15 protein-coding genes are annotated in these 14,472 nt (G+C 66.9%); 5 read left to right on the top strand and 10 right to left on the bottom strand.

Translation table 11 applies throughout. The annotated features are described in order from the left end of the window. Positions 1-7: 7 nt before the first annotated feature. Together C8261_RS06295 and cydP are read right to left on the bottom strand one after the other, a co-directional pair. Positions 8-1,591 (bottom strand): cytochrome ubiquinol oxidase subunit I, encoded by a 1,584-nt coding sequence (locus C8261_RS06295; protein WP_107492811.1) that lies wholly within the window; start codon positions 1,589-1,591, stop codon positions 8-10. After that, positions 1,569-1,778, bottom strand: coding sequence for a cytochrome oxidase putative small subunit CydP (gene cydP / locus C8261_RS06290; RefSeq protein WP_107492810.1), 210 nt, complete (start codon positions 1,776-1,778; stop codon positions 1,569-1,571). The genes C8261_RS06295 and cydP overlap by 23 nt, the downstream gene beginning before the upstream one ends. A 236-nt stretch (positions 1,779-2,014) precedes the next feature. Here cydP and C8261_RS06285 point away from each other — a divergent pair, with 236 nt between their 5' ends. The 4 genes from C8261_RS06285 to C8261_RS06270 all read left to right on the top strand — a co-directional run bounded on the left by C8261_RS06285 (position 2,015) and on the right by C8261_RS06270 (position 6,600). After that, positions 2,015-3,328, top strand: coding sequence for a sigma-54 interaction domain-containing protein (locus C8261_RS06285; RefSeq protein WP_107492809.1), 1,314 nt, complete (start codon positions 2,015-2,017; stop codon positions 3,326-3,328). Positions 3,329-3,707: 379 nt separating this feature from the next. Continuing rightward, positions 3,708-4,298, top strand: coding sequence for a ubiquinol-cytochrome c reductase iron-sulfur subunit (petA, locus tag C8261_RS06280; RefSeq protein WP_107492808.1), 591 nt, complete (start codon positions 3,708-3,710; stop codon positions 4,296-4,298). A 50-nt stretch (positions 4,299-4,348) separates the two neighbouring features. Further along, positions 4,349-5,944, top strand: coding sequence for a tetrathionate reductase family octaheme c-type cytochrome (locus C8261_RS06275; protein ID WP_107492807.1), 1,596 nt, complete (start codon positions 4,349-4,351; stop codon positions 5,942-5,944). 2 nt (positions 5,945-5,946) lie between these two features. Beyond that, positions 5,947-6,600 (top strand): cytochrome b/b6 domain-containing protein, encoded by a 654-nt coding sequence (locus C8261_RS06270; protein WP_107492806.1) that lies wholly within the window; start codon positions 5,947-5,949, stop codon positions 6,598-6,600. A gap of 28 nt (positions 6,601-6,628) precedes the next feature. Here C8261_RS06270 and C8261_RS06265 read toward each other — a convergent pair whose 3' ends face one another. Continuing rightward, the gene (locus tag C8261_RS06265; RefSeq protein WP_107492805.1) at positions 6,629-6,961 is read right to left on the bottom strand and encodes a hypothetical protein; all 333 of its coding nucleotides are present in this window, start codon (positions 6,959-6,961) and stop codon (positions 6,629-6,631) included. A 225-nt stretch (positions 6,962-7,186) separates the two neighbouring features. Between C8261_RS06265 and C8261_RS06260 the strand changes: the two genes are divergently transcribed. Further along, the gene (locus C8261_RS06260; protein WP_107492804.1) at positions 7,187-7,741 is read left to right on the top strand and encodes a hypothetical protein; all 555 of its coding nucleotides are present in this window, start codon (positions 7,187-7,189) and stop codon (positions 7,739-7,741) included. Positions 7,742-7,814: 73 nt separating this feature from the next. Here C8261_RS06260 and C8261_RS06255 read toward each other — a convergent pair whose 3' ends face one another. The 7 genes from C8261_RS06255 to C8261_RS06225 are packed head-to-tail and all read right to left on the bottom strand — an operon-like array spanning position 7,815 to position 14,426. Next, a complete protein-coding gene (locus tag C8261_RS06255; protein ID WP_107492803.1) occupies positions 7,815-8,984 on the bottom strand; it encodes a DesA family fatty acid desaturase in 1,170 nt (389 codons plus the stop codon). A 35-nt stretch (positions 8,985-9,019) separates the two neighbouring features. Beyond that, the gene (locus tag C8261_RS06250) at positions 9,020-10,351 is read right to left on the bottom strand and encodes a mechanosensitive ion channel family protein (protein ID WP_107492802.1); all 1,332 of its coding nucleotides are present in this window, start codon (positions 10,349-10,351) and stop codon (positions 9,020-9,022) included. 2 nt (positions 10,352-10,353) lie between these two features. Continuing rightward, on the bottom strand, positions 10,354-10,917 hold the full coding sequence (locus C8261_RS06245; RefSeq protein WP_107492801.1) for a phospholipase D family nuclease: 564 nt from the start codon (positions 10,915-10,917) through the stop codon (positions 10,354-10,356). Then, on the bottom strand, positions 10,901-12,256 hold the full coding sequence (locus C8261_RS06240) for an RsmB/NOP family class I SAM-dependent RNA methyltransferase (RefSeq protein WP_107492800.1): 1,356 nt from the start codon (positions 12,254-12,256) through the stop codon (positions 10,901-10,903). Before C8261_RS06240 ends, C8261_RS06245 begins: the two co-directional genes overlap by 17 nt. After that, positions 12,253-12,996 carry a DUF3108 domain-containing protein gene (locus C8261_RS06235; RefSeq protein WP_107492799.1) on the bottom strand — a complete coding sequence of 248 codons (744 nt, stop codon included), beginning with the start codon at positions 12,994-12,996 and terminating at the stop codon, positions 12,253-12,255. The genes C8261_RS06240 and C8261_RS06235 overlap by 4 nt, the downstream gene beginning before the upstream one ends. After that, positions 12,993-13,640, bottom strand: coding sequence for a phosphoribosylglycinamide formyltransferase (gene purN / locus C8261_RS06230; protein WP_107492798.1), 648 nt, complete (start codon positions 13,638-13,640; stop codon positions 12,993-12,995). Before purN ends, C8261_RS06235 begins: the two co-directional genes overlap by 4 nt. A 33-nt stretch (positions 13,641-13,673) precedes the next feature. Next, positions 13,674-14,426: a hypothetical protein gene (locus tag C8261_RS06225; RefSeq protein WP_235864853.1), complete on the bottom strand. Its 753-nt coding sequence runs from the start codon at positions 14,424-14,426 to the stop codon at positions 13,674-13,676. Positions 14,427-14,472: the final 46 nt, after the last annotated feature.

Here is a 14,472-nt window from a genome sequence, read left to right as displayed (position 1 = left end):
GTTCCCCTCAGGCCTTGGCGCCGGCGTGCCCGCCGTTGCCGTGACCGACTTCATTGAGATAGCGCCCGGTACCGAGACTGCCCGGCCCCTGCCGCGCGAAGCGCACCATCAGGTACATCTCCACCACCAGCAGAAGGGTGTAGAAGCCGACGAAACCAGCAAGCGAACCGTAGAGGCTCTCCACGCTCAGCGTGGACACCGACAGGTGGGTGGGCAGCACGCCGTAGATGGTCCACGGCTGGCGACCGTACTCGGCGACGAACCAGCCCAGTTCGGAAGCGATCCACGGCATCGGCAGGAACCACAGCGCCCAGCGCAGCAGGCCACGCCGTTCGGCGAAATCACCCTTCACCGAATGCCACAGCGCCAGGCCGAAGAGCACCAGCATGGCAAAGCCGAGCGCCACCATGATGCGGAAGCTCCAGAACAGCGGCGCCACCTTGGGGATGGTGTCGCGCGCGGCGCGATCCATCAGCTCGGGGGTTACCTCGTCCATCGACGAGACGTACTTCTTCAGCAGCAGACCGAAGCCGAGGTCATCCTTGACGCGCTCGAAGCGCTCGCGCAGATCGGCATTGCCCGGGTCCGCACGCAGCGCTTCGAGCAGGCGCACGGCCTCTACCCCGACCTCGACGCGCTCGCGGTTGCGCACCACGATGTCGCGGATGCCGGGCATTTCCTGGTCAAACGAGCGCGTGCCGATGATGCCCATCACCCATGGTATGTGCAGGGCGTAGTCGTTCTTCATCTGCGCCTCGTTGGGGATGGCAATGACGTTGAAGCTCGCCGGCGCCGGTTCGGTCTCCCACATCGCCTCCATCGCCGCGAGCTTGGTCTGCTGGGCCTCGCTGACGACGTAGCCGGACTCGTCGCCGAGCACGATCACCGAGCACACCGACGCAAAGCCGAAGGCCGCGGCAATGGAGAAGGAGCGCCGCGCGAACTCCAGGTCACGTCCCTTGAGCAGATACCAGGCGGAGATCGACAGCACGAACATCGCGCCGGTGACATAGCCCGCCGATACCGTATGGACGAACTTGGCCTGCGCGTCGGGATTGAACAGCACCGCCCAGAAGTCCACCAGCTCCATGCGCATGGTCTCGTAGCTGAACTCCGCCCCCACCGGATGCTGCATCCAGCCGTTGGCGACGAGAATCCACAGCGCAGAGAGATTGGTACCCACCGCCATCAGGATGGTCACCATCAGATGCTGCTTGCGCGACAGGCGGTCCCAGCCGAAGAAGAACAGGCCGATGAAGGTCGATTCGAGGAAGAACGCCATCAGCCCCTCGATCGCCAGCGGTGCCCCGAAGATGTCGCCGACGTAGTGCGAGTAATAGGCCCAGTTGGTACCGAACTGGAACTCCAGGGTGATGCCGGTGGTGACGCCGAGGGCAAAGTTGATGCCGAACAGCTTGCCCCAGAAGCGGGTCATGTCCTTGTAGACGACCTTGCCGGTCATCACGTAGGCGCTCTCCATGATCACCAGCAGCCAGACCATGCCGAGGGTGAGTGGAACAAACAGGAAGTGGTACATCGCGGTGGCTGCGAACTGCAGCCGCGACAGGTCAACGAGTTCTTCTGTGACCATCGATCTCTCCGTCAGGGATGGGGGTGCCCCCGGCCTCACCCGCCGAGGCGTGCGCGGCCATGGCATGCCCATCCACGCTGACCTTGTGGTCACGGATGAAGGCCCACCACAGGCCGGTGAGCAGCACCAGCTTGATGAGGATGACCACCACGATTTCGCGCAGCAGTCTGTGGTCCGTCGGACTCATTGTTGGCTCCGGGGTTGATGCTTGTGACGCACGGCCATGCTCGACGCTGAATCACCAGTGCATGCCAGCCGTGCCACACCCCCTATTCAATTGCCGTGCCAGTTCCCCACGGCACTGCCAAACCCATGTATTACTGCATGTTTCAGAGGCGAAACGGTAATAAGGTTTGACTGCCGCACTGCCACGGCGACAGAATGTGGCAGCACCACTGCCATCGACTGCCAGAGGCGACAGCCATGTCCACCGACACCCGCCCCCTGCCGGAGCTCGTCTCCTTTCTCGAGACCCTCGCCGAGCCGCACATCCTGTGCGACCGCCACTACCGCATCATCGCCGCCAACCACGCCTACCGCAGCACCTGTGCAACCGGGCGCAGCGTCGTCGGACGCACCTGCTACGAGGTCTCTCACCACTACAACCTGCCCTGCGACCAGGCCGGCGAATCCTGCCCGCTGGCGCGCAGCCTGAAGTCCGGCCAGCGCGAGCGCGTGCTCCACCTGCACCACACCCCGCGCGGTGAGGAATACGTGAACATCGAACTCTCGCCGATCCGCGACGCGAGCGGCGAGGTGGCCTGGTTCATCGAAAAGATGGAGCCGCTCAACGTCGCCCGCGGCATCTCCGACAATCGTGGACTGGTCGGTCGCGCCCCGGCCTTTCAGCGCATGCTCGAACTGGTCGCCCGCGCCGCCCCCTCCGACGCCAGCATCCTGCTGCAGGGTGAATCGGGCACCGGCAAGGAACTGGTCGCCAACGCCATCCACGAGGCCAGCCTGCGCGCCGAACATCCTTTCGTCGCCGTGGACTGCTCGGGACTGCCGGAGACGCTCTTCGAAAGCGAAGTCTTCGGCCACGAGCGCGGCGCCTTCACCGGCGCCAGCGCACGCAAGCCCGGCCTCATCGAGGCGGCCAGCGGTGGCACCCTGTTCCTCGACGAACTCGGCGACATCCCCCTCGGCATGCAGGTCAAGCTGCTGCGCCTGCTGGAAACCGGCACCTACCGCCGGGTCGGCTCCACGGAACTGCGCCGTGCCGACATCCGCCTCGTCTCGGCCACCCACCGCCCGCTGCAGGAGATGATCGCGCGCGGCACCTTCCGCCAGGATCTCTACTACCGCATCAACACCTTCCCGATCACCGTCCCGGCCCTGCGCGAGCGTCCGAGCGACATCCCCCTGCTGGTTGACTCCCTGCTCGGCCGCGTCGCCCCGACACGCAAGCTGCGCATCTCCGCCGCCGCGATGCGGGTATTGATGGCCTATGCCTTTCCGGGCAACGTGCGCGAACTGCGCAACGTCCTCGAACGCGCCAGCCTGATGTGCGACGGCGACGAGATCGGCCCCGAGCACCTCGCCGAAGAACTCCACGTCCCGCCCCCCGCGGCGACCCTGCCGGCACCTGCCACCACCGGCAACTGGCAGGACATCGAGCGCGACAGCTTCCTCCACGCCGTGCGCACCCACCGCGGCAGCCGGCGCGATCTCGCCACCCGCCTCGGCCTCAGCGAACGCACCCTGTACCGCAAGCTGAAGCAGTTCGGCATTGGCTGAATGAACCGGGCAAGGGCCATGCACGCAGCAAGCACTGCCATGGACCGCCAGTTTTTCTGCCACCGCCCTGCCTCCTCTGGCAGCAACGGCAGAGCAGCGACAATCCGCCAAGGTCTCAACCTTCCGTATTAGTTCTTTTGTTTCAGCGTCTTGCGGAAACAACCGGACATCCGGAGAAAGCTGGCACGCTCCTTGAGTACACCTGTGTCAGAAGCGGGAGTCGCAAAGCCCTGCGGTTGCTGTAACGTCACCTCGACGTTCCCCCCAACCCCACAGCAACCGTTACCGGTATCTCCTCCCTCCAGACTCCCGCTTCATTTTTCAGGGCGGGCATCGCCGATGCCCGTTTTTTTTTGAATTCTCCCTGGAGGATGGTGCCATGTCCGACCATGCCTGCGAACGCCGCCGCCTGCTGCTCGCCACCTCCGGAGCCGGCGTCGTTGCCGCCGCGGCTACCGCCGTGCCGTTCGTCGCCAGCCTTACCCCTTCCGCGCGCGCACGCGCTGCCGGCGCCCCTGTGGAAGCGGATGTCGGCAAGTTGCAACCCGGCGAGATGATGACCATCGAGTGGCGCGGCAAGCCGGTGTGGGTGCTGCGCCGCACGGCCGAGATGCTCGCCGCCCTAGAAGGCCACGAAGACCGCCTCGCCGACCCGGCCTCGAGCGCTTCGCTGCAACCTGACTACACCGTCAACCGCGCCCGCGCGATCAATCCCGAATACCTCGTGGTGATCGGCATCTGCACCCACCTCGGGTGCTCGCCCACCGAACGCATCCGCCCAGGCGCCAGCAGCGGTCTCGGCGAGGACTGGCCGGGCGGTTTTCTGTGCCCCTGCCACGGTTCCATCTTCGATCTCGCCGGCCGCGTTTTCAAGAACCAGCCCGCACCGACAAATCTGGAAATACCCCCACACACCTGGCTCAGTGCCACCAGCCTGCTGATCGGCGACGACGGCAGCGGCACCGGCTGACCAAGGGGGAGACAACGCAGTACTTCACGTAGGAGAGGAGGAGGAAAACCATGAGAACCGTCATCCGGCAAGCCGTCAGGCTGGTGCTGGGCGCAGCGCTGTGCGTGCTGGGCAGCGCCGCACTGGCAGCCACTGCCGACCACACCAAATTCAAGGAACTGCAGGGCCCCTTCAGCAGCGGCGAGGAGGTCACCCGCGCCTGCCTGTCCTGTCACACCGAAGCCGCCAAGCAGGTCATGGCCACGCGCCACTGGACCTGGGAGTACGAGAACCCGCTCGACGGCACACGCCTGGGCAAGCGCACGATGATCAACGCCTTCTGCATCGGCGACCGTCCCAACCAGGCCTTCTGCCAGTCCTGTCACGTCGGCTACGGCTGGCAGGACGACAGCTTCGACTTCACCGCCGAGGAAAAGGTCGATTGCCTGGCCTGCCACAACACCGGCGGCTACCGCAAGCTCGCCGGCCTCGCCGGCCACCCCGCCTACGAACGCATGGAGTATCCCCCCAAGTCGGGCAAGTTCGTCGACGCCACCGACCTCGAGTGGGTAGCCCAGCACGTCGGCGCGACCTCGCGCGAGACCTGCGGCAGTTGCCACTACGCCGGCGGCGGCGGTGACGGCGTCAAGCACGGCGACCTCGATTCATCGCTCAACGCGCCACCGCGCGAACTCGACGTGCACATGGCCGCCGACGGACTCAACTTCGCCTGCAGCGAATGCCACAAGGCCGAGGAGCACGTCGTCCCCGGCAGCCGTATCGCGATGACCGCCGCCGACCCCCACGGCCCCATCCGCCGCGGCCAGCATAGCGACCGCAACCCCGCCACCTGCCAGTCCTGCCACGGCGACAAGCCGCACAAGCAGAGTTTCCTGCACGCCGAACGTCTCAACGCGCACACCGACACGCTGGCCTGCCAGACCTGCCACATCCCGGCCTTCTCGCGTGGCGGCGTGCCCACCAAGATGGCCTGGGACTGGTCGGAGGCCGGGCGCATGAACGCCGATGGCAAGCCCTTCCAGCTCAAGGACGATGACGGCCACGTCATCTACGACAGCAAGAAGGGCAGCTTCATCCTCGGCGAAAACGTGGTGCCGCACTACCAGTGGTTCAACGGCGAAATCACCTATTCCACCCTCGATACGGTGATCGACCCCAGCGCGCCGGTGCCCATCAACACCTTCCATGGCGACGCCCGCGATCCGCGTGCACGCATCTGGCCGTTCAAGCTCTTCCACGGCCGCCAGCCCTACGATGTCGAGCACCGCCAGCTCCTCGTGCCGCACGTCGCCACCCACGCTCTGGAAGGCAGCGACACCGCCTTCTGGCTCAACTTCGACTGGCCGAAGGCCCTGCAGGCCGGCGCCGAAGCAAATAACCGCCAGTTCAGCGGCAACTTCGATTTCGTCGACACCCGCATGCTGTGGCCGATCACCCATATGGTGGCGCCCGCCGAGCAGGCCGTGGCCTGCCAGGAATGCCACAGCGCCAGCGGCCGCCTCGCCGGCGTACCGGGGATCTACGTGCCGGGCCAGGACGGCAACCAGTTGGTACGCACCCTCGGCTGGCTGGCCGTCATCGGCGCCCTCCTCGGCGTGCTGGTGCATGCCACCATCCGCATCCTCACCCACAAGCGGGGGAACTGAACATGAGCGAACAGCACACCGTCCATCGCTTCTACGTATACAAGCGCTATGAGCGCTTCTGGCACTGGTCGCAGGCCGCGCTGGTGATCTTCATGATGCTCACCGGCTTCGAGATCGCCGGCACCTACGAGATCTTCGGCTTCCAGCGCGCCGTCGAGCTGCACACTCTGGCGGCGTGGTCGCTGCTCATCCTGTGGGCATTCACCATCTTCTGGCAGTTCACTACCGGGGAATGGCGGCAGTACATCCCCACCCTGCAGAAGGTGGACGCGATGATCCGCTACTACGCCTGGGGGATTTTCCGCGGCGCACCCCACCCCTACCGCAAGACCCCGCAGAAAAAGCACAACCCGCTGCAGCGCCTGGCCTATCTCGCCCTGCTGTCGATGGTTTCGCCGATCATCTGGGGTTCGGGACTGTTCTACCTGTTCTACGCCTACTGGAAGGACTTCGGCATCGACCGCTGGCTGACCCTGGAGATCGTCGCCACCGTGCACACCATCGGCGCCTTCATGATGCTGGTGTTCTTCATCGCCCACGTCTATCTGACCACCACCGGCCACACCATCTTCGCCCATGTGAAGGCGATGATCACCGGCTGGGAGGAAGAGCACGAGCCCCCCGCTGCCGCACAAAGCGAGCACAAGCCCCGCTGAGGCACCCCACACGGGAGCACCGGCCCGCTCAGGCGGGCCGGTCGCTGTCGGGCATGTCGTAACGGTCGGCGACGTAGGCCGGCCCCTTCATCACCATCACCACGAAGCACACCAGGGCGACGGTCAGCACCGCCGTCCACCACAGCACCACCATCGCCGCCGACCAGATGTCGGCCATCTGCAGGGCACGCAAGGCTTCCGCAGAAAGATCGCCCCCCCAGCGCCAGCGCCCGATGAGCGCCGGCAGCACGCACAGCGCGGTGCCCGCCAGGGTCACCAGAGGCAGGCGACGCAGCACCACGCGTTCAAGTCCGGCGGGCTCGCGCCGCGAGCCCGGCAAGGTCTTCCAGGGTTTGTGCATGATCGTGCTCCTGCGCTCCGGCGCCACCACGACGCCGCTCACACTCTGACCATAGCGCGTCGGCGCGGTTTCCGCAGCACACACAGTGGGAGTCGACGCCCGGCAAGCGTATCGGCACCCGCAGTAGTGACGGTGTGAGAGATGCGGGCTAGACTGCGGCAGCGATCGTCGCCATCCGCGCACCGCCGCAGCAGCCCGTGATTACCGCCCAACGAGGAGCCCACCATGATTGAACACCGCAAACTCAAGGCACTGCCGCTCGCGCTGCTCAGCGCCTTCGTGCTCAGCGCCTGCGTTTCCAACCCCTTCAAGGCCGACAGCGCCGAAGGTGGCGACAGCGCGGCCAAGCCGGCCAGCACGAGCACGTCTTCGAGCTCCGCGCGCAGCAGCGCCAGCGCCATTCCGCCCGGCATGAACGCCGCCGGCGAGGTCGTCGACTCATCCCAGATCGAGGCCGGGCACGGCCAGCAGGTGAAGGGCATCAATGACTGGGAAGGCGAGATCACCGGCAAGCCGTTCCCGGGCAGCAAGTTCACCCAACTCAAGATCGGCATGCCGATGCGCCAGGTCATGGATCTCATCGGCCAGCCCTCCGACCAGGGCTCCTATGTCACCGCCAAGGCCTGGATTCCCTTCTACTTCGGCTCCGACCGCTACCGCCACGAACTGATCTACAAGGGCCAGGGACGGCTGATCTTCTCCGGTGGCTCGGTGGGCGACTGGAGCAGCGGCCATCTCACCTGGATCATCTACAACAAGAACGAGCCGGCCTATCGCTGAGCCCTGCAGCACAGCAAAAAAAACGGCGGGAGTTCCCGCCGTTCTTCCATTCCCACGCGCCCTCCTGCACCCGCTACAGCGCGTAGCGCCGCAGGCGCAACGCGAATTCCTCGAGCTGGCGGATGCCGCTGCGCTCGGCGCGCGCGATCCAGTCGCGCAACTGCGCCAGCAGCTGCTCGCGCGAGGCGTTCGAGCGCGCCCAGATCGCCGCCAGCTCCTCGCGCATCGCCATCACCGTGGCCAGCGCCTTGCTGTCGCGGAGGATCTCCGCAAAGCGCAGCTTCTCACCCTCGGCAAGGCCGCGCTCCTCGCCGCTGAGAACCCAGCGGCGCAGGGCGCGGGCATCGAAGCTGCCCGCATGGCGCTGGCGTAGTTGCTCGATCTCCTCGCTGCAGATGCGCTTCAGCGACGCCATGTAGCGGGTCATGACATCGTAGCGGTGGGTGATCACTGCCTGCAGGGTATCGAAATCGGGCTCCGTCTTGGCAGCGTCGAAGCGCGGCTTGGGTATTACCCGCCGCGGCGTCGCCAGGCCCAGGATGGCGAGGATGCGGATGTACATCCAGCCGATGTCGAACTCGTACCACTTCGCCGACAGTTTTGCCGAGGTGGCGAAACTGTGGTGATTGTTGTGCAGCTCCTCGCCGCCGATGAGGATGCCCCAGGGCAGCAGGTTGGTGGACGCATCGGCGCAGTCGTAGTTGCGATAGCCCCAGAAATGCCCCAGGCCATTGACCACGCCGGCCGCCCAGAAGGGAATCCACACCATCTGCACCGCCCAGATGGTCAGCCCGATGGGGCCGAAGAGCACAAGGTCGACGATCATCATGATCGACACCCCGAGGACGGAGTGGCGATAGACATTGCGCTCCAACCAGTCGTCGGGCGTGCCATGGCCATAGCGCGCCAGGGTCTCGGTGTTCTTTGCCTCGGCGCGGTAGAGCTCCGCGCCCTCCAGCAGGACCTTCAGCAGGCCGCGGGTCTGCGGGCTGTGGGGGTCGTCGACGGTCTCGCATTTGGCGTGATGCTTGCGGTGGATCGCCGCCCACTCCTTGGTCACCATGCCGGTGGTCAGCCACAGCCAGAGGCGGAAGAAATGGCTCGGCAGCGGATGCAGCTCAAGGGCACGGTGGGCCTGGTGGCGATGCAGGAAGATGGTCACCGAGGCAATGGTGACGTGAGTCAGTCCGAGGGCGACGAGGACATAGCCCCACCACGGGAGTTCGATCAGGCCTGGGTACATGGATTGCTTGCCTCGCTACAGCGGAAACAGGGTGTTCAGGGTTGGGGCGGCGCTGTCGCAGTGACTGCGCCCGGGGGCGAAAGTTCTGCCGCCGACGGCAACAGGCGGACTTCACGCTGGGGATAGGGAATCTCGATGCCGGCCTGCCTGAAGCGCCGCCACACCTCGAGATTGATCGCCGAACTGATGCCCAGCGTGCCTTCCTGGGGGTCGCCAATCCAGCATCCGAGGCGCAGATTGATGCCGTTGTCACCAAAGCCGGTGAGAAAGGCCTGCGGCGGCGGGTCGCTGAGCACGCGCGGCTGTTCGGCGGCAACAGCGACGAGTATCGCCATGGCCTGTTCGACATCGGCGCCATAGGCGATCTGGAAGAGCAGCGGCATCGCCACCTTGCTGTCGCTGAAGGTCTCGTTCTGCACCACCGAGCCCACCAGGGTCTCGTTGGGAACCAGCGCCTCGATGCCGCTCGGCGCCCGCAGCACCGTGTAGCGGGTCGTGATCTGGCGCACCACGCCGCGTTCGTTGCCCACCGAGATCATGTTGCCGATGCGGATCGAGCGGTCGAGCAGGATGATGAAACCGGAGACGTAGTTGGCGGCAATCTTCTGCAGGCCAAAACCGAGGCCGACGCCAAGCGCCCCGCCGAACACCGACAGGGTGGTGAGGTCGATGCCGACCATCGGCAGCGCCACCAGGATGGCAACCAGCACCAGCGCCGCCTTGACCACCCGCAGCAGCACCAGGCGGACGTTCTGATCGACCCCCGCGGCGGCGGTGAGACGGCGCTCCAGCTCCCCGGCCAGCCACAGCGCCAGCACCAGACTGAGCGCCACCAGAGCCACGCCCTGCATCAGCATCCACAAGGACAGCCGTTGCCCGCCGACACTGACCGCCAGCGCATCGAGGGCGGCGACCACCCCCGGCAGCCAGCCAAGGATGTGCAGCGCCACCACCCCCCAAGCCAGCGCCGCAAAGAGACGTTCGAAAGCCGCCACCCAGGAACCGCGCCCGACGGCCTGGCGCACCGCGTACACCACCACCCGGATCACCGCCAGCGACAGCAGCAGCGGCACGGCGAGGTTGAGCAGGCTGACGTTGTGGAAGTTGTCGAGCACCGCGCGCGCGGCGACCACCAGAATCAGCGCGCTGAGCGGGAAGACGATGCGCAGCAGGCCGTGACGGCCGAAGCGGCGCACCTCGCTCTGCCCGGCGCGATCGCCACTGCGCACCCGCAGCGCAGTGCGCGCCGCGATGACCCAGGCGGCACCGAGGGCGAGGCCAAGCACGGCGACCTGCCACCACACGGCGACATCGCCAAAATCGGCAATCACCGCGCGGACGAGCGCGGCGAACTCGGGAGCGGGCATTTTCAGGGGTTCCAGGGCAGGCGCTGCACCGCCGTGGCCTTGGCGCGGTGCTGCTGCCAATTGTGCCGGTAAAGCTGCGCCAGCGCACAGTGCTCGCGCAGCACGAGGATGTTCTCGGCGTTGCGCTTCGCCGCCGACCAGGTGAAGTTGTAGGAGCCGGTGACCACCGTGCAGCCAGGCCCGTCGGCATCGACGATCAGCACCTTGTTGTGGGCGGCGGCATAGTCGGTTTCCAGAGCCACCGCAATGCCCGCCTCCAGCAGCGTCGGCAAGGCGTTGCGGCCGCGCTGGTGCATGCCGGCGTCAGCCAGCACCTCCACCGTCACTCCACGCCGGTGGGCGTCCACCAGGGCTGCGGCAAGCGGCCGGCTGGTGAAGATGTAGGCGTGCACCTGGATGCTCCGGCGGGCAGCACCGATGACCCCGACCAGCACCGCCTCGGGGTCGTCGGCAGGCGCAAAGGCCACCTCCACGCTGCCCTGTGCCGGCAGCACCGTGCTTGCCGCAGCGAGCGGTGCCGTGCATGCCAGCGCCAGGGCCAGCAGACGTTCAGGGCGCCGGCGCATCCGCCGGTCCGCTGAGGCGTTCGAACACCGCGGCAAAGAAGCCATCGGTGTCGTGCGCGGCGGGGGACAGGTGCAGACGCTCACCGGCGTCGATGGCGATACCCTGGGCGGCGAGCACCTCGCCCGCGGCAACGGCACGAAACTGCGGGTGAGCGGCGAGGAAGGCGTCGGCGATGGCGTCGTTCTCCTCTTCGAGCAGGCTGCAGGTGGCGTACACCAGGCGTCCGCCCGGGCGCACCAGACGCGCTGCGGCAGCAAGGATGCTGCCCTGCTTGACGACCATCTCGGCGACCGACCCGGGGCTCTGGCGCCACTTCAGGTCGGGGTTGCGGCGCAGGGTACCAAGGCCGCTGCACGGTGCATCGACGAGCACGCGATCGGCCTTGCCGGCCAGGCGCTTGAGCTTGGCGTCATGCTCGTGGGCGATCAGCACCGGATGGACGTTGCTCAGCCCGGCACGCGCCATGCGCGGCTTGAGGCGCGCCAGGCGGCGCTCGGAGACGTCGAAGGCATACAGGCGGCCAGTGGAGCGCATCATCGCTCCCAACTGCAGGGTCTTGCCCCCCGCGCCGGCACAGAAATCCACCACCATCTCGCCACGGCGCGGCTGCACCAGGCAGCCGAGCAGTTGCGAGCCCTGGTCCTGGACCTCGAAACTGCCGTCGAGGAAGGCGGGATGCTTCTGCAGCGCAGGCTTGCCGCCGAGGCGGATGGCCTGCGGCGACAAGGCCCCCGGCGCGGCCTCGAAGCCGTCGGCGCGCAGGCGGGCGAGCAGCGCATCGCGGTCGCTCTTGAGCAGATTGACGCGCAGATCGAGCGGCGCCGGGCGGTTGAGACTGTGCGCAAGGGCGAGCAACGCCGCCTCGTCGCTGCCCGCCAGCAGGCGCTCGGCCAGCCAGTCGGGCAGGTCGGCGCGCTCGGCCACGGAGAGGTCCCCTTCGCCGCTGTCACGGGCCTTCAGCTCGGCCACCCAGTCACGCTCGGTGGTGGACGCCAGGCCCTCGAAGTTGCGCATCGGCCAACCTTCGCCGCGCGCCAGCCAGGCCAGCAGCAACTGGCGCGGGCCGGCTTCCGCTCCGGCGATGCGGCGCAGCCAGCGCAGGCGGCGCAACACCCCGTAGACCGACTCGGCGATGAAACCGCGGTCGCGATGACCGATCTCGCGATGCTCGCGGAAATGCTGCGACAGCACCGCGTCAGCGGGATGCTCGAAAGAGAGCACCGCCCCCAGCACCTGGGTGGCCTGAACCATCAACGGCCGGCTGACACCGGCGGGATTGCGCGCCGCCTCCTCGCTGACGGCGCCCTGGCGCCGTCCCTTTGCTGCTCTGGGTTTCATTGCGTCCTTCCTGTGGTGCGCATGTCGAAGCGCAGTTCGCTGGCCTGCTGATCAAGCACGTCGCCGTCGTCATCGACCATGCGGATGCGTACCGGCAGCATGTTGCGGTCAATGGCAAACCACACCTCGATGCTCATGCTGCCATCGTCCGCACTGGCCTTCAGGCGCCGGGTGCGAAGCTTGCCGAGCGGCACGGTGAGCTCTTCCTCGCCCTCCCAGCTCAGCGTGGAATCTGCCGCCTTGCGCCCGGTGACCACCTGCAACGGGGCAGGCAAGGGGCGGCTGCCGGCAATGGCGATCTGGTGCCAGAGGCTGAGCACGTCCTGGGTGGCCGCGCGCAAGGGCAGCTCGCGGCGGCGCTCCTTGCGGGTCAGCACCAGTTGCCCGGCAGCCCAGTCGAAGCTGGCCTGCTCGGCCGCGCGGCCCTCGCGGGTAACGGTGAAGCGCTGCGGCTGCAGCCCGTCGGCCAGTACCCTGCCCTCACTGCGTTGCACGTACTGCAGGCGCGCGATCAGCGCCGCCATGCCCACGGTGCGCACGCGGGTCTCGATGTGATAGGTGCTGCCATCGTGCGCCCAGCTGTGACGGGCCTCGCCGACCTGCGGGCCATTGCCCATGCTCAGGTTGTAGACGATCTCACCCCGCGCCGGCCAGCCCTGCGCAGCACCCGCAAAGGCCGGCTGCAGGATCGTGCAGAGCGCGGCACCGAGCCCCAGCAGCACATTGCGCCAGCCCTTCATCGGCCGCTCTCCAGTGCCGGCACGCGCAGCGCCGGCGCCGGTGCCGCCTCGTCGCGCAGGATGACGCGGTTGCCATCGATGCGCAGACGCCCGTCGACGAACCAGCGCACCGCCTGCGGATAGATGCGGTGTTCCTCGGCAAGCACGCGCGCCGCCAGGCTGTCCTCGCTGTCGCCGTCGAGCACCGGCACCGCGGCCTGGACGACCACAGGTCCGCAATCGAGCTCGGCGGTGACGAAATGCACCGTTGCACCATGAACGCGAACCCCCGCCTGCAGCGCCCGGCGATGGGTGTGGAGGCCGGGGAAGGCCGGCAGCAGCGAAGGATGGATGTTGAGCAACCGGCCTTCGTAATGCCGCACGAAGGCATCGGTGAGCACGCGCATGAAGCCCGCCAGCACCACCAGATCGGGCGCATGGGCGTCGATCGCAGCGGCCAGCGCGGTGTCGAATGCAGCGCGCTCGGGATAGGCCTGGTGGTCGACCACCGCGGTGGCGATGCCCTGCGCGGCGGCAAACTGCAGGCCCGCGGCATCGGGACGGTTGCTGATCACCGCAGCGATGCGCGCCCCGGGGATGGCGGCACGGACGATGGCTTCCATGTTGCTGCCGCGACCGGAAACGAGAATAACGATGGACTTCATGATCCTGTGGACGGAAAAGTGGGCCCGGCGCGCTCAGCGCACGGGCAGGAAGACGGCGGTGGCCATGTTCTGGACCACCCGCGTGACGGCGCGTTCGGTCTTTTCTTCGAGCACGTCGGAAAGCACTTCGAGCTGGCCGATGATGCGCCCGAACTCGCGCTCGAAACTCAGGTTGGTGACCTCGCCGATCTCGTTGGAGAGCAGCAGCGGCTGCCCGCTGGCGTCACGCGCGCTGGCCAGCTTCCACGCCGCGATCTCGACGTTGCGGGCAGCATTGTAGATGCGCTGGGCGTCGAGTTCATCAAGAAGATAGAACTCCACCTTGTTGCCGAAGGCGGTCTGCACCATGCTCGACAGCCCGACGATGAAGGCAGTGACGCGATCGCCGGGATACTCGGGCTGAAAGGCGATCTGCAGGGCATCGATGTCGCGCCGGTAGCCCAGCTCCTCGAAGCGCCAGCCATGATTGCCGTCGAAGATGCGCGCCACCGCCGTGTCCACCCCGTCGACGCCGATCTTGCGCCACTCGCGCGGATTGCGCCGGTAGAGCTTCTCCGCCAGCCGCCGCAGGCTCATGAAGATGCGCTGCTGGTGGGCTTCGGCAAAGCGGTCGATGTCGCTCTTGACCAGATGCTGGGGCGCGAACAGTGGCAGGCGCCCCTCACGCGGCGCCGTGCCCGGCGACGAACACCCGGCCAGCAGCAATATCCCTGCGCCGACCGCCCGCAGGCAATGCCGCCGCGCCGCGCTGTGGGAAGGACACGACAAGGAACGGAACAGGGGCATAGGCAGATTTTGCACCAAGACAATGGCGGCCCACATGATACCTGAC

The organism is Pseudothauera lacus (assembly GCF_003034845.1).
Classification (GTDB): Bacteria; Pseudomonadota; Gammaproteobacteria; order Burkholderiales; family Rhodocyclaceae; genus Pseudothauera; species Pseudothauera lacus.
This window is presented reverse-complemented; position numbering and strand designations above follow the sequence as displayed.

Bases quoted from the DNA above. Each gene is read 5' to 3' on its own strand.
- purN (WP_107492798.1), bottom strand. From the start codon at position 13,640: ATGAAGTCCATCGTTATTCTCGTTTCCGGTCGCGGCAGCAACATGGAA.
- C8261_RS06285 (WP_107492809.1), top strand. From the start codon at position 2,015: ATGTCCACCGACACCCGCCCCCTGCCGGAGCTCGTCTCCTTTCTCGAG.
- C8261_RS06275 (WP_107492807.1), top strand. From the start codon at position 4,349: ATGAGAACCGTCATCCGGCAAGCCGTCAGGCTGGTGCTGGGCGCAGCG.
- C8261_RS06225 (WP_235864853.1), bottom strand. From the start codon at position 14,426: ATGCCCCTGTTCCGTTCCTTGTCGTGTCCTTCCCACAGCGCGGCGCGG.
- petA (WP_107492808.1), top strand. From the start codon at position 3,708: ATGTCCGACCATGCCTGCGAACGCCGCCGCCTGCTGCTCGCCACCTCC.
- C8261_RS06235 (WP_107492799.1), bottom strand. From the start codon at position 12,996: ATGAAGGGCTGGCGCAATGTGCTGCTGGGGCTCGGTGCCGCGCTCTGC.
- C8261_RS06260 (WP_107492804.1), top strand. From the start codon at position 7,187: ATGATTGAACACCGCAAACTCAAGGCACTGCCGCTCGCGCTGCTCAGC.
- C8261_RS06255 (WP_107492803.1), bottom strand. From the start codon at position 8,984: ATGTACCCAGGCCTGATCGAACTCCCGTGGTGGGGCTATGTCCTCGTC.
- C8261_RS06250 (WP_107492802.1), bottom strand. From the start codon at position 10,351: ATGCCCGCTCCCGAGTTCGCCGCGCTCGTCCGCGCGGTGATTGCCGAT.
- C8261_RS06245 (WP_107492801.1), bottom strand. From the start codon at position 10,917: ATGCGCCGGCGCCCTGAACGTCTGCTGGCCCTGGCGCTGGCATGCACG.
- cydP (WP_107492810.1), bottom strand. From the start codon at position 1,778: ATGAGTCCGACGGACCACAGACTGCTGCGCGAAATCGTGGTGGTCATC.
- C8261_RS06270 (WP_107492806.1), top strand. From the start codon at position 5,947: ATGAGCGAACAGCACACCGTCCATCGCTTCTACGTATACAAGCGCTAT.
- C8261_RS06240 (WP_107492800.1), bottom strand. From the start codon at position 12,256: ATGAAACCCAGAGCAGCAAAGGGACGGCGCCAGGGCGCCGTCAGCGAG.
- C8261_RS06295 (WP_107492811.1), bottom strand. From the start codon at position 1,591: ATGGTCACAGAAGAACTCGTTGACCTGTCGCGGCTGCAGTTCGCAGCC.
- C8261_RS06265 (WP_107492805.1), bottom strand. From the start codon at position 6,961: ATGCACAAACCCTGGAAGACCTTGCCGGGCTCGCGGCGCGAGCCCGCC.